The 20703-nt window shown below is 41.9% G+C and carries 19 protein-coding genes; 4 read left to right on the forward strand and 15 right to left on the reverse strand.

The features are described from left to right. Positions 1-38 precede the first annotated feature (38 nt). Entirely contained in the window at positions 39-758 is a 720-nt protein-coding gene (locus KXD93_RS23390; protein ID WP_258139804.1) for an RluA family pseudouridine synthase, read from the forward strand. Positions 759-979: 221 nt separating this feature from the next. Next, positions 980-2548 carry a tetratricopeptide repeat protein gene (locus KXD93_RS23395; RefSeq protein WP_258139805.1) on the forward strand — a complete coding sequence of 523 codons (1569 nt, stop codon included), beginning with the start codon at positions 980-982 and terminating at the stop codon, positions 2546-2548. 16 nt (positions 2549-2564) lie between these two features. Here the strand turns inward: KXD93_RS23395 and KXD93_RS23400 are convergent, their stop codons facing one another. The 5 genes from KXD93_RS23400 to KXD93_RS23420 all read right to left on the reverse strand — a co-directional run bounded on the left by KXD93_RS23400 (position 2565) and on the right by KXD93_RS23420 (position 8315). Continuing rightward, positions 2565-3278 (reverse strand): SIP domain-containing protein, encoded by a 714-nt coding sequence (locus tag KXD93_RS23400; protein WP_258139806.1) that lies wholly within the window; start codon positions 3276-3278, stop codon positions 2565-2567. A gap of 77 nt (positions 3279-3355) precedes the next feature. Next, entirely contained in the window at positions 3356-4207 is an 852-nt protein-coding gene (locus tag KXD93_RS23405; RefSeq protein ID WP_258139807.1) for a helix-turn-helix domain-containing protein, read from the reverse strand. A gap of 112 nt (positions 4208-4319) precedes the next feature. Continuing rightward, the gene (locus tag KXD93_RS23410; RefSeq protein ID WP_258139808.1) at positions 4320-5714 is read right to left on the reverse strand and encodes an arginine decarboxylase; all 1395 of its coding nucleotides are present in this window, start codon (positions 5712-5714) and stop codon (positions 4320-4322) included. 95 nt (positions 5715-5809) lie between these two features. After that, complete coding sequence (gene ctlX, locus KXD93_RS23415) at positions 5810-6772, reverse strand: citrulline utilization hydrolase CtlX (RefSeq protein WP_258139809.1); 963 nt, start codon at positions 6770-6772, stop codon at positions 5810-5812. A gap of 97 nt (positions 6773-6869) precedes the next feature. After that, positions 6870-8315 carry an arginine deiminase family protein gene (locus tag KXD93_RS23420; protein ID WP_258139810.1) on the reverse strand — a complete coding sequence of 482 codons (1446 nt, stop codon included), beginning with the start codon at positions 8313-8315 and terminating at the stop codon, positions 6870-6872. 229 nt (positions 8316-8544) lie between these two features. Here KXD93_RS23420 and argS point away from each other — a divergent pair, with 229 nt between their 5' ends. Further along, complete coding sequence (gene argS / locus KXD93_RS23425; protein WP_258139811.1) at positions 8545-10308, forward strand: arginine--tRNA ligase; 1764 nt, start codon at positions 8545-8547, stop codon at positions 10306-10308. A 112-nt stretch (positions 10309-10420) separates the two neighbouring features. On the opposite strand, the gene KXD93_RS23430 is transcribed toward argS, so the two are convergent. The 7 genes from KXD93_RS23430 to KXD93_RS23460 form a co-directional block, all read right to left on the reverse strand. Further along, positions 10421-10714: a hypothetical protein gene (locus KXD93_RS23430; RefSeq protein WP_258139812.1), complete on the reverse strand. Its 294-nt coding sequence runs from the start codon at positions 10712-10714 to the stop codon at positions 10421-10423. Between the two features lie 182 nt (positions 10715-10896). Further along, positions 10897-11784 (reverse strand): 3-hydroxyacyl-CoA dehydrogenase family protein, encoded by an 888-nt coding sequence (locus KXD93_RS23435; RefSeq protein WP_258139813.1) that lies wholly within the window; start codon positions 11782-11784, stop codon positions 10897-10899. Between the two features lie 104 nt (positions 11785-11888). After that, positions 11889-12503 (reverse strand): dethiobiotin synthase, encoded by a 615-nt coding sequence (bioD, locus tag KXD93_RS23440; protein WP_258139814.1) that lies wholly within the window; start codon positions 12501-12503, stop codon positions 11889-11891. Further along, the gene (locus tag KXD93_RS23445) at positions 12493-13620 is read right to left on the reverse strand and encodes an aminotransferase class I/II-fold pyridoxal phosphate-dependent enzyme (protein WP_258139815.1); all 1128 of its coding nucleotides are present in this window, start codon (positions 13618-13620) and stop codon (positions 12493-12495) included. Before KXD93_RS23445 ends, bioD begins: the two co-directional genes overlap by 11 nt. A gap of 74 nt (positions 13621-13694) precedes the next feature. Then, positions 13695-14039: a hypothetical protein gene (locus KXD93_RS23450; RefSeq protein WP_258139816.1), complete on the reverse strand. Its 345-nt coding sequence runs from the start codon at positions 14037-14039 to the stop codon at positions 13695-13697. A 189-nt stretch (positions 14040-14228) separates the two neighbouring features. After that, complete coding sequence (locus KXD93_RS23455) at positions 14229-15002, reverse strand: XRE family transcriptional regulator (protein WP_258139817.1); 774 nt, start codon at positions 15000-15002, stop codon at positions 14229-14231. A 217-nt stretch (positions 15003-15219) separates the two neighbouring features. Continuing rightward, on the reverse strand, positions 15220-15462 hold the full coding sequence (locus KXD93_RS23460) for a hypothetical protein (RefSeq protein ID WP_258139818.1): 243 nt from the start codon (positions 15460-15462) through the stop codon (positions 15220-15222). Between the two features lie 383 nt (positions 15463-15845). Between KXD93_RS23460 and KXD93_RS23465 the strand changes: the two genes are divergently transcribed. Further along, positions 15846-16202, forward strand: coding sequence for a GIY-YIG nuclease family protein (locus KXD93_RS23465; RefSeq protein ID WP_258139819.1), 357 nt, complete (start codon positions 15846-15848; stop codon positions 16200-16202). On the opposite strand, the gene msrB is transcribed toward KXD93_RS23465, so the two are convergent. The 3 genes from msrB to KXD93_RS23480 form a co-directional block, all read right to left on the reverse strand. Then, a complete protein-coding gene (gene msrB / locus KXD93_RS23470; RefSeq protein ID WP_258139820.1) occupies positions 16192-16680 on the reverse strand; it encodes a peptide-methionine (R)-S-oxide reductase MsrB in 489 nt (162 codons plus the stop codon). The two genes, KXD93_RS23465 and msrB, sit on opposite strands and share 11 nt — an antisense overlap. Before the next feature lie 96 nt (positions 16681-16776). Continuing rightward, on the reverse strand, positions 16777-17385 hold the full coding sequence (locus KXD93_RS23475) for a fasciclin domain-containing protein (RefSeq protein WP_258139821.1): 609 nt from the start codon (positions 17383-17385) through the stop codon (positions 16777-16779). A 166-nt stretch (positions 17386-17551) separates the two neighbouring features. Further along, entirely contained in the window at positions 17552-20689 is a 3138-nt protein-coding gene (locus KXD93_RS23480) for a tolB protein precursor (protein WP_258139822.1), read from the reverse strand. Positions 20690-20703 lie beyond the last annotated feature (14 nt).

The following is a 20703-nucleotide window of genomic DNA, read 5'->3' on the forward strand; positions in this document are numbered from 1 at the left end:
GTTTTATAAGCTTATTAATAACCGTATTTTTGCCGGCTATGAAGTTTCCGAAATTTGCCGACCTGATATTGTTTGAGGATGATGATATAATTGTGGTTAACAAGCCGCCGTTCATCAGTTCGTTGGATGAGCGCGAGGGCGGCGAGATCAATATGCTCCGCCTGGCAAAGGGCTATTCTGAAGATGCACAGATCTGTCACCGCCTTGATAAGGAAACGTCAGGAGCCTTAATCATAGCTAAAAATCCGGAGGCGTACCGTACTGTATCCATGCAGTTTGAGAAACGGCAGGTTAAAAAGGTTTATCACGCCATTATTGATGGTACCCATATTTTCGAAAACCTGTTGATAGATCTGCCTATCTTAAATGTAGGCAAGGGCAATGTCACTATCAGCCGGCAGGAGGGTAAAAGGGCTGAGACCTGGTTTCAGTCGTTGAAATATTTTAAGCATTATACATTGGTGGAGTGCCGTCCGGTTACCGGCCGTATGCACCAGATCCGAATTCACCTGGCCACGCAGCGGGCATCAATAGCCGGCGACGAAATGTATAAGGGCCAGCCTGTTTTTTTATCTAAAATAAAACGCAAATATCATCTCGGTAAGGACCAGGAGGAACAGCCTATTATGAAGCGTTTCGCACTTCATGCGTACGAGGTGAGTTTTAAACTGGTTGATGGCAAGGACATAACCATTCACGCACCTTATCCAAAAGATTTCGAAACCCTGTTGAAGCTATTGGAAAAATTTGATGCTTAGATGAGCCCGAAAATAGGAAGACGAAACAGCGTTGTGATCTTTCTTTTCTCTATGCACTTCCCCGACTCTCCGTCCTCCGGACTCTCGCTGTTGATTAATAGTATAAAATATTGCTTTTAGGCAACTTTTTTTTCATTTAATTGGTATAAAGTAATAACCGGCCTAATATAATATTGCAGATGCAATATGACACGGGATAAAGTCTTTACATAATTTACCTGATGCTGAAAAATCTCCTGCTTGTGTTGCTGCTGTCCGCTTGTATTGCTTTTAAAGGCAATGCCGACGTGTTGACCATTGACAGCAACAGCATGCCGAATATTCTGAAGATTAAGGATCAGCAGGTAAGAGAGAAAAAGCTTGTAAGCTACGTCAAACAATACCTTCAAACCCACCCGGTGGACAGCCTGAGTTCAGCAAAGTCCAGGTTGAACACAATATTAGGGGGAATAGAAAACTACAAGGCATTTGAATATTTTACAGAGGCCATGTACCAGCGCCGGTTAATGCATATGGACGACGCCGAGGCTGCAATGTTAAAAGCCATTAAATATGCCGGTGTTAATGGCGATCATTACCTGGTATTCACGTTTTTAAGCCACCTGGCATTTATTCAAACCGACGAGGGTAATGCCATCGAAGCCGTCACAAGCTATGGGCTCGCAAAAAAAGAAGCGTTAACGCTGAACGATCCCCTCTTACAACAGCAAATAAACGTGAACTTGTCCGACGTTTATTATAAAAATAATTTTTACAATCAATCTCTTTTTTACCTGGATGAGGCGGAAGCCTTAACGCAAAAATATGGTCCGAATGACGTGCATATCAACAAGATCATTTACTATAATAAGGCCGAGAACTTTTTCAGGATGAACAAGCCCGATTCGCTTAAAAAATATTGCGATAAACTTAAAGCAATAAAAGGTAATATCTACAAGCTTTATACCTATCAGAAAAGAACAGAATATTATTTATACCTGCTACAATACGACTTTGAAAGGGCGGTAAGGCTAATAAAGGCTATGCAGACGGATAGCCTTTATAAATATAACGACCAGGATCAGCAGAACCTGGCCGACGCCTATTTTAATGGGGGGCACCCTGATTCGGCAGTTAGAATAATTAATGAACTGTTGGATGAACCACTGGAGGTGAATCACCCAGAAATTAAATATCACTTATATAAGGTTTTAGGGCAAATTGCCGAGGGTAACCATAATCCCCAGCTTGCTGACTATAATTTTAAAATGGCGCTCGAACAATCGGAGGATGTTATCAACAGGCTTACACAGGTAGGCAGTATTTCGTCACAAATTCAAATTGATGAATTGGCGGGTTCATATCTTCAAAAGGACGAAAGATATAAACGGGAGCGTTTGTGGTTGATGTTTGCTGTGGTTGTAGCTCTCCTGATCGTAGCTATAGTGACGCTGTTTTACCGCAGTGCAAGGCAAAAGCGGCATTATCAAAAGCTATTATTTACGGCGCAGAAGGAAGAGCTTGCCTTTATAAATTCACACGAGGTTAGAAAGCACCTCTCAAATATTTTGGGCATTATTGATATTATTAAAAATAGTGATAACCGAGAGAGGGAGTATTACCAGTTTGAGGATCATCTTTTCGGCTCAGCCGAAAGTATGGATCATGCTATAAAAAGTATTTCAGCGAAATTGGATGAGCAGATTCCAGATCGAGGAGCTTCTGTTTATCCTGCCGGGACGTCTACAAACAAAGCCGTTGCTTCAACCCGGAATGAAAAGGAAACCTACGGGGTTTTAAAAACTTCATAGGCCTGGTGAATTTATTTCACGACCAAAATCCTTCTGCTTTAATTTGATGCTGCCCATATCCCTGTTGCTTTAGCGTTTTCCGTAGCTGGCTAACCATTGTGTTATTCCCTGTAAGATAAAATATCGTATGTTCAAGGTTGTAGGATTGCTTTAAAAGCCATTCGGTTAACGAATGATGCCCATACACGTCGTTTCGTAAAACGGGCTGTAGCGGCGTGCGGAAATATTCATTAAATAAGCTTCTGCTGTGCTCATCTCCCATTAGCACGGCGCCGGAAAATCGGGCTGCGGGCATTGCCAGCTGCTGCATAGCCAATATGTGGCCAATACTGCTTTCATCGCCCAAACAAATAACTGCCGATGTGTTTACCGGCGTTTGCCTGGTAGATTTAACTTGAAGATAGCCAAGCTCGTCTCCTTTTGTTAGTTGACTGGCCCATATGCTACCCGGTCCGTTATGCCCAGCGTCCACAAACAACGTGCAGGTTTGCGTTTCTGCATCCCAGCCAGATGGGGTATAATCGCGGTAGGTGAAGTCAGCTACTTTGCATTTTATATAATTTACCTCGTTCCAGTTATGCATGCTGGTAAAAGGCATATGCAGATCGATTTCGATTATGTTTGATGATGGCCATTTGCGTACTTCCAGCACCAGGGCTGTTTTTAAAACCCTATTCTCTATAACTAATGATGCTTTTTTCTTTAGGCTATTTAGTATTAATGTATTCATTGGAGTGATGATTTAATAATACAAAGGAAGCGGAAAACGACGAGTCGTGAAATAGATAGATCGGGGTAGGTGTTGGACTATTTGCGGTAACTGTCGCGAAAGGCCAATGGTGTTTTACCTTCGGCGTTTTTAAAGATCCTTGAAAAATAGGTATGATCTTCGTATCCAAGCTGGTGAGCAATTTCTTTAACGGTAAGCTGCGTATAGTATAAAAGCCGTTTGGCTTCTAGTATTACCTGGTGGTTTATCCAGTACGATACCGATAAACCGGTTACTTTGCTTAAAGCTTCGTTAAGATAGGAGCCTGAAATATTTAACATCCCGGCATACACTGACGGACTTTTTTCAACCAGGAAGTTTTCGGATAATAAACGCTTAAAATCCTGAACTATTTGTTTTGGACGCGATGATGCCTTTACGTTTTGCAGGTAATTACTGTAACCGGCCGCCGCTATCCCCAAAAAGCAATTCAACAACGAATAAACGGTTTGTAAATAAAACGGCTCATTTGGGTCACTTTTATAGGCATCGCTTAGTAACCTGATCAGCTTATGGCATTGTTCATATTTTTCTGTTGAAAGAAGATACGACTGCTGCAATATTAAATGATCTTCAAAAATCTCCCGGAATTCATTTGGTATCAATGAGGTATCTATAGCCATAAACCATCCGTTGGCATTGCGTGAATCGGCGAGGCAATGTACCTGCCCGGGCAGCACGTAATAAATGTTGCGCTCGGGGATTTCTACTTCGGCAAAATCAACAGCCATTACTACCGAGCCGCTTTCTATTATGAAAAATATGTAATGGTCATCACGATGCACTCCTAGTGCGTCGGTTTCCTTTTTCATCCGCAATTCATCAGTATAGTGCAGCAGCAAGCCGATATTGGCCGTTTCCTGCATCTTGTGTATGGGGATGTGTTTCATCACGCAATTTTAACAAAAAAGGCGCTATTATGCGCCTTTGTATTTTCTAAAGAGACGCACAGTATTACGTCTCTACAATTTTTCCTGATCTCTGGTCTCTAACCTCTAATCTCTACGTTGTATAACCCAGAATCTTCAATACCTGCTTGCTGTTCTGCTCCTCGCCGAAAACTTCAAAGTTAAAGGTCTCATCACGGTTGCGGCGAATGATCACGTGTTTTGGCGATGGCAGCAGGCAGTGGTGGATGCCACCGTAGCCGCTCAATACTTCCTGGTAAGCGCCGGTGTTGAAAAAGCCCAGGTATTGTACCTTACGGGTTTTTGGCATAAACACGCTGTTCATGTGCGCTTCCTGGTTGTAATAGTCCTGCCCGTCACAGGTAATCCCGCCGAGGTTTACACGCTCATACTCGCTGTCCCAGTTGTTTACCGGTAATAGGATGTACTTTTGGTTAAGTGCCCAAACATCGGGCAGATTGGTGATGAACGAGCCATCCAGCATCAGCCAGCGCTCACGGTCATTTTGCTGTTTACGGCCCAATACTTTATAAAGAATACCCGAAGCTTCAGCAACGGTGTATTTACCAAATTCGGTGATGATATCCGGTTCTTCAGTGTCGTTATCGGCACAAATTTCCTTTATCCGGCTCACAATCTCGTTGATCATGTATTCATAATCAAAATCAAAAACCAGGGAATCTTTAAAAGGCATCCCGCCACCAATATCAAGCGTATCTAAATGCGGATTGATTTTTTTGAATTTGCAATAAAGGGTAACATATTTTTCCAGCTCGTTCCAGTAGTATGGCGTGTCAGAAATACCGGAGTTGATAAAGAAATGTAGTAATTTAACCCTGAAGTTTGGATTGCCTTCGATCTTATTATAGTAAAAATCGATAATATCCTCCATGCGCACGCCAAGGCGTGACGTATAGAATTGCGAGTCCGGCTGCTCTTCCGCTGCTATTCTGATGCCAAGATTACATGGGGTATCCATCTCGATCTCGTCATCATACAGGTTAAATTCCTCCTTGTTGTCCAATACCGGGATGATGTTTTTAAAGCCATCATGCAGCATGTCGACGATGTACGTTTTATACTGGAATGTTTTGAACCCATTGCAGATCACGGTAACATCCTTGCTAACAGCACCTTTTTTCTCCAAAGCATCAATCATTGGCATATCAAAGGCCGACGAAGTTTCCAGGTGGATCTCGTTTTTAAGCGCTTCCTCAACAATATGTTTAAAGTGTGAGCTTTTGGTACAATAGCAATATTTATAGGTGCCGCGATAATTATTCTTTACGATGGCCTGCTGAAACAGCAGTTTTGCCTGCTGGATCTTTTTCGAAATTATAGGCAGATAAGTGAATCGTAGGGGAGTGCCATACGTTTCTATCATCTCCATTAAATTGAGGTCGTGAAAATAAAGTTCATCCTCAATTATCTCAAAACCATCCTGCGGAAAACCTACACTCAGGTCAAGAAACTCTTCGTAACTCTGCATTTATTAAAATTTTGGCAAATGTAATTTTTAAACACAACAATTGGTGTATTGTTATGTAATTTTTTGAGGGTTCATAGTTAATAGTAGCTGCGCTGTTAAGAGACGGGCGCCCTGGCTTTTTCGGCTATGAACCATGAACCCAAAGGTAGATGTACTTCCGCCATCATGCATCTTGCACTTCCGCCGCCATTTGTTTCAATGGTGTTGATATTAGAATAAATGAGCTTGCCGTACTTTTCCAGGTCTGTCTTTTGTCCTGGCGAAAGGGCATTAAAAGCATTTTCACTCATCACTATCAAATTTTCGCCACCTGCATTCTTTACTTCAAGCATATTGCCGGCAAACTTGTTCATCTGCTCAAATGAAATGTCGATAATTTCTTTTTGGGTTGACAAAAGAGATTCCTTAACCACAATTTTTTCGTGCGGATTGGGGATGCTATCCAAACAGATCACTGCAAAGCTGCTGCCGACACACATCAGCACGTTTGTATGATAAATGGCTTTGCCTTTTTCATCAACCGCATCAAAGCAGATAGCTGTATAGCCAGCCTGTTCACAGAACAAGTCCAATACCTCGCGGTTGGTGCGGGGCGAAAGGCATGCGTAAGCTATTTTATTCACCCTATCCAGTACCATGCTGCCGGTGCCTTCTAAAAATTTATCTTCCACCTCAAACCGACTTAGGTCGATAATGTGCTTTACCGCAAAACTATCTTCCAACTTGGCAATGATATCTTCCCTGCGTTCCAAACGTCGGTTCTCAGCCTGCATAGGGTATAAAAATATGCCGCCGTCGGCATGGAATGACACCCAGTTATTTGGAAAGATAGAATCCGGGGTATACGGCTCGTGCGTGTCGTCAACAACAGTTACATCAACGCCGTTGCTGCACAAGGTGTTTACCATACGGTCGAACTCCTCTTGTGCCTTTTCATTTACGCCATCCTTGGCTGTATTACGGTTTTGGAAGGCATTACTTGCCGCCGTTTCTTCGTTAAATCCAAAGTTTACCGGGCGGATCATTAATATGTGGGATGTGGATTGTTGCTGGTTCATAGTTGATAGTTCATGGTTCATAGCCGAAGTTCATGCGGAATGGTTCCTAGTAGTGAATAGCTGAAGCTACCATGAACTGTGAACCATCAACCATGAACTATAAAATTTCATCCCTTTGTAACGGCATACTCATGCAATGAAAACCACCACGGGCGCGTGAAAGCTCGGCGGACGGCATCAGGATGAGTGTGTCAATCATCGTTTCTGGATTAAGTTCGCCGCTCTCAAATTGTTTTAACAGGTCGGCAACTTTTATTATGGTAAAGCCTTTTTCCTTGAATGCCTCAACGGTTTTGTCGTTGCGGTCGTAGCCTAAAACTACCCCCTCCTTTACAGCAAGTAAGTTGCAGGAGTCGGTCCATTGCTCACGTGCATCGTAAGGAAAAGTATCGCCGCCTGAATAAATAAACTCGGTTTTTTCTGCACTTTTAAGATCGTTCTCGCTGATATCGGTTAGCAGGTCTTCCAAAGTATCAAAGGTCTTTGTCCTTTTATCTTTCCTAAATTGAACAATCTCAGGCTTATCCTTATTTTTTTTATCAGCAAACCAGGCTATTGGTTCATTGTTTTGAATGGCGGTTTCTGTTGCAGATAACGAGCGCAACAGCACCCACATATTACGTTTTACCTGCGTAAAAACCGTGTCGATATGCATGTAATCACGCTTATGCGGAATTTTTACAATGGTCACCTTTTTTACCACATCGTTTTCAAACAGCAGCTTTATGGCTTCGTTGGCGCCGCTTACCGAAGTGCGCTCACTGCAACCAATTATCAAATGCTTTGGGCTAACCATCATCACATCGCCGCCTTCAAGCGTGGTCTTTTGATCGGTATCCTCGCCGGGGCGTAAAAAATGTTGAACTGTTTCAGGGATCTCCAGTATGTTGTCTTGATAAGCAGCAAACAGCGGATGGTTAAAAAATATATACCGCATTATCAACGTTTCGCGCGCCCTTGCCTTCTTTGCCGGTTTGTTGAGCAGCATATAATTATTAATGGCGATCCCGATATCCCTGGAGAAAATCAAATTAGGGATAGGAGCGAAGATCATTTCGTTTTTATTAAACGAACCAGAAATGATCACCTTCGCAAGCTCCACAGGTTCGGTTGCTATTAATTTTAATTGCAGGCGATAAGTGCAATTCTCAATGGCACAAACAGATGCAACCATTTTTTTACGGGTATCATCGTCATGCAAAATATCTTCCAGCAAACTTTGGATTTCTATAACCTTGTTTGAAGCATGGAATGCCTTGTCATCAGGCTTATAAAATGAGCGGTTACTTTGCTCGGCGTCTATTTGCGCCAGCTTGCCTTTTATCTTTCCAGGATCAAGAAAATACATCAACAACTTAACGTAATAGTCGTATTCGTTTTTGCGCATGGTATCCAGGTGTACGATGTCTTCAAAAAGCCAGTCTTGTGCTTTTGATGGCACCACCTTGCCCAGGCCGTTATCAGGGCTGTGGATCAATAATGCGCGCAGGTTTCCAATTTCGGATGTTACATCTAATTTAAATTCGCTGTTGCTAAGTGTCATAAATGGGTTGTAGAAGCGCAAATATAGTGATTAGAGGTCAGAGATTAGAGGTTAGTTGGGCCGTCGGGCGAGTGACTCTTTGTCTGAATTGGAATTTACAGGATTTCGAAATTTGCAGAATGCAAAGTCAGTCTGTTTCGGCGGTTTTCCAAACATAATTCAGAGAATTCTCTAATTCTGTAAATTCTGATTCAGACAACTTTCGGACTAAAATTCGTATTTTTGCACCATGAATTTTATTCTCGACGCTACTGTTAAAGCTGTTAAACACCTATACGATATTGATATTGCCGCTGCCGATATAAACCTGCAGGAAACCCGCAAGGAGTTTGAAGGACAGGTTACTGTGGTTACCTTTCCATTCACCAAATTCTCAAAAAAGTCACCTGAACAAACCGGGACAGAGGTTGGGGAATTTCTTAAAAACGAATTAAGTGAGGTTTCAGGTTTTAACGTAGTAAAGGGTTTTCTGAATTTATCCATAGCTGATGAGTATTGGATAAATCAACTCTATAACGAAATATTACCCGATACATTCGCCGTTGTACCTGCAAATGGCCAAAAGGTGATGGTAGAATACTCATCGCCTAATACCAATAAACCATTGCATTTAGGTCACGTTAGGAATAACCTATTGGGCTTCTCTATTTCTGAGATCCTGGGTGCTGCTGGTTACGAAGTTATAAAGGCAAATTTGGTTAATGACCGTGGGATTCATATCTGTAAGTCGATGCTCGCGTGGCAAAAATTCGGGAATGGCGAAACGCCAGAATCGACACGGTTGAAGGGTGACCATTTGGTTGGGAAGTATTATGTGATCTTCGATCAGGAATATAAAGCGCAGATAAAGGAATTAAAGGACGAAGGACAAACCGAAGAGGAGGCAAAAAAGAATGCGCCTTTAATAAAGGAAGCCCAGGAAATGCTCCAGCAATGGGAGGCAGGGAACGAAGAAGTCATCAGCCTTTGGAAAACCATGAACAATTGGGTTTACGGCGGATTTGCTGAAACTTACAGGAAACTCGGCGTAACCTTTGATAAATTCTATTACGAGTCTGACACCTATTTATTAGGTAAGGATATTGTTGATGAGGGATTAGCGAAGGGTGTTTTCTTTAGGAAAGATGACGGCTCAGTTTGGATCGACTTAACTTCGGAAGGACTTGATGAAAAATTAGTTTTACGCTCGGATGGTACCTCGGTTTACATGACCCAGGATATGGGTACCGCGCAGTTGAAATACAATGATTTCCACATGGATAAATCAATCTATGTAGTAGGTAACGAGCAGGATTACCATTTTAAGGTATTGTTTACCATTCTTAAAAAATTAGGTAAGGATGGAGCTGATGGCCTTTTCCATTTATCCTATGGGATGGTTGACCTGCCTACCGGTAAGATGAAATCGCGTGAGGGAACGGTTGTAGATGCGGACGACCTGATCGAAAAAATGGAGCAGACTGCCAAAGAGCAAACAGAAGCGATGGGTAAGGTAGATGGCTTTGGCGAGGACGAAAAGCAACAGCTTTATCATACCATCGGTATGGGCGCTTTAAAATATTTCCTGTTAAAGGTTGATCCCAAGAAGCGGTTACTATTTAATCCTGAAGAGTCGGTTGATTTCCAGGGGCATACCGGACCGTTTATTCAATATACCCATGCGCGAATTCGGTCCGTATTAAGCAGGGCTAAAATTACCAATGCTGACGTTACGGTTAGCCAATTGGCACCTGAAGAGCGGGATCTGATCGTTTCACTAACCCAGTTCCCGGAAATCATAAAGGCTGCTGCAGATGGCTACAGCCCGGCAGTAATTGCGAATTATGTATACGAGGTGGCTAAAATCTACAACAAATTCTACCACGAATGCTCGATACTACAGGCGGACGATGAAAATGTAAAAGAATTCAGATTGCAATTATCGGCAGCATCAGGAAAGGTGATTAATAAAGGAATGAAATTATTGGGGATAGACGTGCCGGAGCGGATGTAGGCCCCCTATCCCCCTAAAGGGGGAATAAAAGCAAAAGGCTTTGCAGTTCTATCCGCGAAGCCTTTTGCTTTTTAATTTTTTTTGCTCCCCTTAGGGGCTGGGGGCTTGGCTTTTATCTCCAATGTCCTCTATGCCAGGCATACCCGCGATTGGTGTGTGTCCATCCGCCGCGTACATAAGCCCGGCCGACTCTCGGCCTCGCCCAGTAGCCTCTGCGATAAACATAACGTCCGCCGCTGTAGCCCCAATCACCATCAATCCAAACTGCGCCGGCATAGGGTGCAACAGGTCGTTCATAAACAGGTTCAACCGGCTGATCGGCCACATAATAAGTTCCTTCACATGCTGACAGGAATAACGATCCCGCTAATGCAGTCATTATTCCCAATTTTGATATCGTTTTCATAGATATTAAATATTAAATAATAGATGAATACATAGACAATTATTTTGAGAAAAGGTTTAAGCTAGTTAATTAGAGGCTGGAGATTAGAGATTGGTTAGTCCGAAAGTCAGTAGAGTCCGGAAGAAAAATAGGGAATAGTTCAAATTTACGAAGTTTTTAAAACTTCGTAAATTTTGGAGATTCTAAAGGAATTTTTCTGCTACCAACAGGTCCTTGCTTCCCGGTGTGTACTTGTAAAAGCCGCTGCCTGATTTTACACCTGTGTGCCCTGCTGTCACCATGTTTACCAACAAGGGGCAAGGTGCATATTTCTGGTTGCCAAAACCGTCATATAGCACCTTTAATATAGCCAGGCAAACATCCAGTCCAATAAAATCTGCCAGTTGCAGCGGACCCATCGGGTGGGCCATGCCTAATTTCATAACGGTATCAATTTCCTCAACTCCGGCAACACCTTCGTACAAGGTATAAATAGCCTCGTTTATCATCGGCATCAGGATGCGGTTGGCCACAAATCCCGGATAATCGTTTACTTCAACCGGCGCCTTATCGAGCTTTTTGGATAACTCCATAATAGTAGCTGTAACCGCGTCAGTCGTAGCGTAACCGCGGATCACCTCCACGAGCTTCATTACGGGAACAGGATTCATGAAGTGCATGCCTATAACATTTCCCGGAGTTTTTGTTACCGATGCAATTTGAGTAATCGATATGGATGATGTGTTTGAAGCCAATATCGCTCCATCCTTGCAAAAGTCGCTTAGCTGTTTAAACAGGTTTAGCTTTATTTCGCGGTTTTCTGTTGCGGCTTCTATAACCAGGTCTGCTTTTGCGACAGTGGTTTTAAGATCTGTAGAAGTTGTTATGTTGTTTAGCGTATCCGACTTAAGCTGTTCGTCAATTGTGCCCTTTTTAAGCTGACGATCAAGGTTACTGGTGATGGTTTGGATTGCCCTGGTTAAAGCATCCTGGTTGATATCAACCAAAATAACTGTAAAGCCATGCTGCGCAAATGTATGTGCAATTCCGTTACCCATTGTGCCGGAGCCTATTACGGTGATGTTCTTCATTTAGTAAAGTTAGTTGTTGTAAAGGTTGTAAGTGTTGTAAAAGTTGTAATTTATTGGAAGATTTGTTCCGCTTTCAACAACTACAACTTTTACAACACTTACAACTAAATTTCTACATATCCTCCCGCATCGATAATAGCTTTTTTGTCGATCAGGTTATATTCCGGGATATGCCCTAATAATTCGATACCGGTATATTTGAGAATATATTCCTTTGAGTAAATATCCTTTACGCCGTTAAATATGATCCCTTTAATCGGGATATGACGGTGCTTTAATGCATCGATAGATAAAAGTGTGTGATTAATGCTCCCCAAATAGTTTTTGGTTACCAATATCACTTCAGCATTTAGCTGCCTGATCAGGTCTATCATGAGGAATTTATCGTTAAGCGGCACCATCAACCCACCTGCACCCTCTATAATTAAAGTATTGTCGGTTTCAGGAATTACGAATTTGTTTTTATCAATGCTGATACCATCGATAGCAGCTGATTTGTGTGGAGAGAAGGGCTGGGTTAGCCTATACGTTTCCGGGTAAAAAACAGAAATATCGTTGGTAATCAGGTTTCTCACCTTCATCGTATCGCTGTTATCCAAATCGCCAGATTGTACTGGTTTCCAGTAGTCGGCCCTTAATTTTTCAACCAGGGCCGCTGATACGATCGTTTTGCCAATCTCGGTTCCTATTCCTGTTATAAATATCGTTCTATTCGGCATTGGTAAATGTATTAATAGTAGCGGTCAATAAAGTTATTTGTTCCGGTGTGTTGAAGGAATGAAGGCAAATTCTAATCCGCTCGCTTCCCTGAGGCACGGTAGGGCTAAGTATTGGCCGAATGTCAAGTCCTGTTTGCTGTAACAGGCTTGCAGCCTCCCTTGCTCTTTCATTACTTTTTAAAATCAAACAGTGTATTGCGCTGTCACTTTCAATAAGTTTACAACCGGATACATTATTTACGGAGTGTTTAAAAAGTCGGATGTTGGTTTTTAATTTTTCTATTTCTTCATCGGATGCTTTTAAATGCACATATGCTATCTTGATTGCTGCTATTTGACCGGGCGAAGCGGCTGTAGTATAAATAAACGACCGGGCAAAGTTTATTAGGTATTCACGTAAAAGCTTACTTCCCAAAACAATGGCCCCATGGCAACCCAAAGCTTTTCCGAATGTTACTACACGTGCAAAAACTTTGCGCTGTAGGTGTTCACTCACTAAGCCAAATCCATATAATCCTACGGCATGGGCCTCGTCAATAATTAAATTGGCATTATATTTTTCTGTAAGTGCCACAATTTCTGCAAGGGCAGGCGTATCACCGTCCATCGAATACACGCTTTCAATGGCCACATAACAATTACCTTTAGCCCGTTTTAACTTTTCTTCAAGATTATTAAGATCATTGTGTTTAAAGCTATAGCGGTTAGCAAAGCTTAAACGGGCACCGTCTATTATTGAGGCGTGGATAAGCTCATCTAAAATTATAGTGTCGCCGCGTTGTGGTAAGGATGAAAATAAACCAAGGTTGGCATCGTAACCTGAGTTAAAGATCAAGCCCGCTTCTGCGTTATGAAGATCAGTGATATATTGCTCGATTTCTTCTGTATAGTTTGAATTACCGGCTAATAACCTAGAACCTGTTGATCCATTTGTAGTTAAGCCGGCTCGACTTATTTCCGCATCAATTTTATTTTTTAGTTCGATGGAACGGGCAAACCCCAGATAATCGTTCGAACAAAAATCAATTAAAGCATTGTCAGGCTGTAGCGCTCTGTAGTTACCGGCAAGTTGCCGTTCCTGCAGCTTTTTTACGATGAATAGTTCTGATGATGTCAAGCCCCAAATTTTGTGCTAAATTAAAAAAGCGCTTCGGTTAACGAAGCGCCTTCTTAAAAAACTTTAGTTGGCGATTAATTACCACCGCCGCCTTGTTGCCTTTGTGCGCGTTGCTCATCCATCATTTTCTGCCATGCTGCTGCCTGATCAGGAGTTAAAATGGCTTTGATTTTCTCGTTAGATGCCTGCATTAACGGGCGAAACGTTGACCTATCGGCGCCCGCTGTACGCAAACTGTCCATTGTTTTTGATTGTGACTGAAATATCGCTGTAACTTTAGTAGTTTGGTCGTCAGTTAGTTTAAGCTGTGTTTGCATTTGCTTAGCTCTTTCTTCAGGGGTTCTTCTGCCGCCACCTTGTGCGCGACATACTGCTGTAATTCCAATTAGGAAGCAGCACATTAACAAAATTTTTCTCATCTTTTTTTAGTTTTTTTAATCTATAGATAAAGATAACCTCAATAAGGTTTAATTGTTAACATGTAACTTAATTGTTGCGTGGTGGTGAGGTGGTTGATTGAGTTGAATAAGTTGGATTGGGTTGATTAGGTTAAAAGCAATTGTTTTTATTTCAACCACTTACTTAATCAACCAATCCAACCCCATTAACTAATTATTACCTTGAAGATTCGATATTGACCGCTGCATCTGGGCCATCATTCCGGTTAGGCTTTCGAGGGTTGGTTCAGGAGTTGGGATTGGCAGATGGGTGGAGATATAGGCTTTTGCTTTCCATAGCTCCAGGATATCTTCGCCGCCTATTTCGTAAGGATCGTATACAGGGTTGTCAGATACCAGCTTTAATTTTTTATTGTCCTTAAATTTATTTCCGATGCGCTTGTAAACAACCCCCTCGTTTTTAGAGACTACAACATAAGTTTCAGCCTGTTTTACGTCGCCCCAGTTTTCAACGTATTCACCTATTATAATAGTGCCTGATTGTAAAGGCAGCATCGAGTCGCCTTTAATTTCAAATGCGCGATAGGTGCCTTGTTTAAACATGGGTAAATAAAACTTGGGCAATTTGGCCACATATTCGGGATCGGCATAGCCATTTAAATAGCCTGCACTTGCCTTCATTGGCACCAATTCTATATTCTCGTTGTCTTCCTTATCAACAGAAATGCTTAAAACACGCAGGTTGGCCGGATTTCCTTTTGGCTTTGGGGCCCACTTTTCGTCAATTTCTTCATTGATAAAGTCATCAATAGAGATGTCGAAGAATGATGCTATTTTTTTTAGTAGATCGTATTTCGGATCAGCCCTTTCCTCTTCGTAAGCGCCTACCAATGAACGTTTTATGCCTAATTCATCAGCAAATTGCTGTTGTGTGAGGCCTTTCTTTTTACGAAGAAATTTAATATTTGAAGGAATATTTGACATGAATTCAGAGTGCTAACGTTATTAGTAATAATAATGCTCATAAAATTAGTATAATTTATCTTCAATAACAAATTTTATTAGCATTTGTTACTCGTTGAATTAAGCCAATGGGAAGTAGATAACAGGAATTGAAAATTGTATTGATTTCAAAATGTTAAACTACACATGAATCAAACTATAACGTAGTCCGATTCATGTGTAGTTTATGGTGTTGTTTTCACGCCGCTGGTCCGTCGCAAATGGCCTTTTGGTTGCTACCGCAACAGTCATTCATAGCCCATAAAATATCTTTATTATCAACGTATCCATCTGAATCTTCAGGTAGCCAGTATCCACATCCTACAAGATCATCTTCGCAGAAACAATTATAAGGTACAACCTTGCCTCCTTTAACATTTTTCATTTCTTCTCTCGTTAGTAATTGATTGCTTGCTAAGAGATTTGTTCTTAAATTATTCATGAGATTTTTTTAGGTGCCATCATTATAAATGGGGCGGCTTTACCCAGCATGTTTTACCAAAGACATGCAACTTTTCTTAAAAGGCTTATCAACACTCGTGAATTTCAGAAAGACATTATGGTTTTTTTCAATAAGTGTTTAGGACTTTTATTACTACAAAATAAAAAAAATAAATTCGAATTATCAGTTTGTAAATAGGTAATAATGTTGTTACTAAGAAAATGTTTTTTAATCCGACTACCTCTACATTCTTCAACGCTGCTTAAGTAATTCAACAGATAAATAAATATTTGAGATAAAATTTGGAATTGCTAAAATTATTAGTATTTTTATGCTCATAAAATTAGTAATTGTTTTTTAACCAGCAAATTTTATTTATCAATATGAAACGCTTCATCTATATCATTACTGACAGAAACCGCAATAACTTACACGTAGGCCTGTGTTCAGACCTGTTGAAAACTCTTGAATTTTATCGCCAGATGCCTACTTTGTTTTTTGATAATTCAAAACAGCTTAACCGTTTGGTGTATTTCGAGGAGATAAATACCGAGGAGCAGGCCATGGAGCGCTTTAAAACTGTGAGCACTTTTACAAGGCCCCAGAAAGAAAAAATGATCAGACCTGTTAACCCTGATTGGGTAGATCTGACCATCGGTTTAAATTATGAGAGCGGTGTGAGGGTAAGGCCGCAGCTTCGTCCTTCTATCAGCTCAAACAGGCGCGCTGTTACTTTTTAATGAATTTTAAGGCGCCGGAGTTCATGCAGTATCTTTTGCCGCCCCTGTTAGCAGGGCCATCGTCAAAAACATGGCCGAGATGCAGGCCGGTACTTCTTTCAATAACTTCGTCGCGTGTCATGCCGTCGCTATTGTCAGTAACTATTTCAATTTTTTTAGGATCAACAGGCTTAACAAAGCTTGGCCATCCTGTACCGCTGTCGAATTTATCCTCCGAAGAAAATAAAACCTCGCCGGTGGCGGCGCTTACATATACACCTTTCTCATGGTTATCATGATAGGCATTTTGATAAGGCGGCTCAGTCCCGCTCTCAACCATTATGTGGTATGCGTTTGCTGACAAGATCTTTTTCCACTCAATAGGGGTTTTGCTCATCTTGCGCTTAGGATCATATTTTTTTACCTGGCCGCTGCTTAGCTGGCATCCGAATGATGTTAGCATAGTCAGCACAATAACTGCTAAAATTGATTGTTTCATTTTATTATGTTTTTAATTTAGTCGGATTAAATTCTATATCCTTACAAAATAAATTACGAAATATCAGCTCAGCAGGTTTGTCAACAGGAGGTCTGTTTATATGTTCCTGCTTTTAGGAACCAAAACAGCATTAACTATATGCAGCATGCCGTTGCTTTGCTGAATATCAAATTTACTGATAATGCTTTTACCTCCATTATCATCAATCAAAACAATATTACGGTTGGCATCAATTTTGGCGGTTAACGTAGTGCCGGCAATAGTACGGAACGTAGCCTCGCCTTTGTTTGAGTTTATTTTTCTTTGAATATCCCGCACACTTAAGCTTCCTACTATTGCATGGCTTGTAATAAGGTAATTCAGTTCGAGCTTATGGCTAGGCTTTAATAAAGTATCCAGTTCACCCGCCGGCAATTTTTCGAATGCCTGGTTGGTAGGCGCAAAAAACGTGATAGGGCCTTTACTTTTAAACGTTTCGGTTAAACCCGCGTCCTCAATGGCGGTTACCAATACACTGTATTCGTTCGACAATTCTATGTTTTCAATGATATTGTTTGACGATATCATTTTAGTGCCGTTTACATTCTTTACCTTACCCCACTTGGCCTTTACAGAATCAATAACGGGGGCATTCGGCGTTGCATTTTGCGCAAATAAACGCTGACCGCCGACAATTATTAATATTACGATGAACCATTTCCTCATGGCCGCAAAGATAGGATTTTAGTGGCAAGAGACAATAGGAAAGGATCAGAGAAGGGTCATGAAAACTAAGTCCTGAGTCTTTGAGTCGAAAGTCGTTAGCAGGAAAAGTATCAAATAATACCCTTTTACTATTGACTTTCGACTTCGGACTTAAGACTCTCCCCAACTACCATCCCGGCGTAAAGCCTAGACCAAATACAGGCTTGGTAACGTCGGTGCGGTTAAATGGTACGGCAAGGTATGGCTCCAATACAAAATAGCCGAATATGTTTATTCTTAATGAAACACCCGCGCTTAATGCCGGTACACGCTGGTTTGTGTTATAAACAGGATCTTGCAGTTGAAGACCATTTTTATCCAATACCGGCTTGCCTTGGGTATCTACTCTTCCTACATAACCGGTTACATCCGGGGCTGATTGGAATTTAATCTGGTTTCCTGAGTTCCAGGCAAGGCCTGCATCAAAGAATGCATTAAGTTCGGTAAATAAGATCTTCGATTTAAATTGCGAAAGTTTTTCAGGACCGGTAAAAGGTAACCGGATCTCGAAGTTAGCGACAGCAATGCGATTACCGGATAGCTGATCGATGGTAAATCCATTGCTTGCCTTTTTGGTGTTCACATTGTAAAAAGTTTGTGGTTCATATCCCCTGATCAGGTAAGGATAACCCACATACAGCTGGTAAAGATTACCTGTATTACCAAAGCGACCGTATCCGTACAAACGGGCTGCAAAGGTTACCGGGGCAACGCGCAGGTACTCGCGCAGGTCAATAGTAGGGGCGAAGAAGCGGTAAGTACCCATGTCGTACTCCGCCTGCAGGCGATAGCGATAACCGCTTAATGGAGACGCCACCCCAAAAAATGAATTATCACCAACAAGCGCCGTATTTACGTTAAAGATGCTGAACGGGGTAAGATTGATTCCATTATTCGAAGGGTCTTTGTTATAGTCGGAATTTGAAATGTGTGTTTTATTATTGTCAATGAAGTTGCCCAGCGTATCATAAATGGTGGTGTACCTGTCAACCCGGTAATAATAATGAGCTATGCCGGTTCCAAATTCAACCCTTGTTTTCTTCGTGATTGGATATGAGGTGAATAAGGAAGCCTGGTCCTGGAAAATGCGGATCAGGTCGAACCTGTCCTCTATAGATGGGATCGTTGTCTTCCCAGTATTATATGTTGAGTTTACCTCGCTGTAATTAGCTGTTTGGAATGGGATGTGCGAAATGCTGCCGCCGAAGTTCCACCTGCCGGTTTGTTTAATATAAGTAAACTGGCCGCCAAAATCATAAACGGCCCCATTTACGGCAACCGCTGCATAAATTTGGTTTCTGCCCAAAATATCGCTAAAAACACCCTGGACGCCGCTGGATAATCCAGCGCCATATTGGCTTACCGAGGCACCTACACCGCTGCTCACCAGGTAGTCCATTTTAAACTTAGATTTATAGGGAATGGTTTTGATGGAATCAATCGGCAATTTAGGGTAAGCCAGGTAGTTATTTAAGTTAGAATTTATTAAATCAACACCTACAGAACGGGCCGGGGGCAGGATGCCTGCACCAAAATCTCCGGGCATATCCGTAACAACCTGCGCCTTAAAATCTGTAGCCTTCGCATTATACAATGAATACTTCTGCTTTGCATAGTATGAGTAAACAATATCGCTATTGTTAGAAATGCTTAGGGCTGGGGAATATTCAGTAATGCCGCACACACCGGTAAATAAATTCGTCATTTGTTCAATCTTCCCGGTTGCCGGGGTGTAACGGTACAAGTTGCGAAAACCCAGGTGGTTGGACAGGAAATATATTTGTGTGCCGTCCGATGAATATTGCGGATTTAAGTTATTATCACCGTCAAAAATTTTAATGTCGGTAACTTTTCCTGTTGCAAGGTCAAGCTCAGCGAGGTTAAAGGTTATCTGGTAGGATAAAGATTTATCGTAAGTCGTTCTATCGCTTGAGAAGAGGATCTTTTTGCCATCCCTTGAAAAGGTTGGCTGAAAATCAGTGTATTTGTCGTTGGTTAACTGCTTTACCTGTTTAGTATCGAAGTTGTAAAGGTAAAGGTCTCCCTGTCCTTCGGCCAGCCCCTGGCAAACAATGCTTTTCCCATCCGGTGACCAAGACAGGTTGCTGAATTGTTCAGCCTTTCCCATAGCAACGTCATTAATGATAGTGCCAGATGCCACGTCTTCAACCACCATCCGGTTTATACCTTTATTGAACACGCTATAGGCAAACTTCTTGCTATCCGGCGACCATGCACCGGCAGATTCGATAAAGTTAAATTCGTCGATATGCGTGTTTGATACCTTGCTGGTGAGTCGTCGGAGCACCCGCCCGGTTTTTGCATCCGCCAGGAAGAGATCGACAGCAAATAAATTCTTTTCTGATAAGAACGCCAGGTATTTGCCGTCCGGGCTAACGGCGGGAGCAAGGTTCATTTTGCCGGAATTGTGCTCGTCTATTATTCTTGTACCGACTGGTACTTCCACAGTATCCTTTAAATATGGCTTATACGTGGCTTCAACCGAACTTTTCCATAAGCTGGATAGGGTTTTGTCATCGTATCCAAAGGTGCGCCTGATGCCGTAGCCCAATCCAAAGCGGGCAACGTTTTTAAAGAATGGCACTATAACCGTATCTCCATAAGTAGAGCCAATGAAAGAGTAAAATGCCTCGCCGTAACGGTATGGGAAGTATTTATTCGTTTCAGTAAGATCTCGTACTGACGGGATATTATGATTTAAATAGGCATCGCGCATCCACATGGCCGTATACGCATCCTTTTTCCCTAGCGACAGGTACTCGGCCATACCTTCCACCATCCACAAAGGAATATTGCCTATATTTTCGAACGTAGTTGAATCACCGCCCCGCAGGGAATGGTATTGAAAGGCATGCACCAATTCGTGGCCGATAACGTGGCGGGTCATCTGGTTGCTTTCCATAACCGGCATTACCACACGGTTTTTTAAACCCTCGGTAATACCTCCTGTCCCCACGTCAATTTCACCGTCGATAGCAGTAGTTTGCTGGAAATCGGGGTGATCGGCATATAGAATAATCGGGTTAACGTTCCTGAATGTATCCCTGAAAATTTGTTGATGCAGGGTGTACCAAAGCTCGCTTTCCTGCGCAAACCGTTTGATCATGCTATCATTTTTCAAATAATAGTAGATCTCGAAATGCGGTGTTTTATAAACCTGGAACTTCAGGTTCTTATAACGGACCTTATTTTGCCCGAAATACTGTGCACTTGCCCGCTGTGAAAGCAGGAGGGAAATGGCCATTGCGGCCAATATAA

The organism is Mucilaginibacter phenanthrenivorans, from assembly GCF_024721155.1.
Lineage (GTDB): Bacteria > Bacteroidota > Bacteroidia > Sphingobacteriales > Sphingobacteriaceae > Mucilaginibacter > Mucilaginibacter phenanthrenivorans.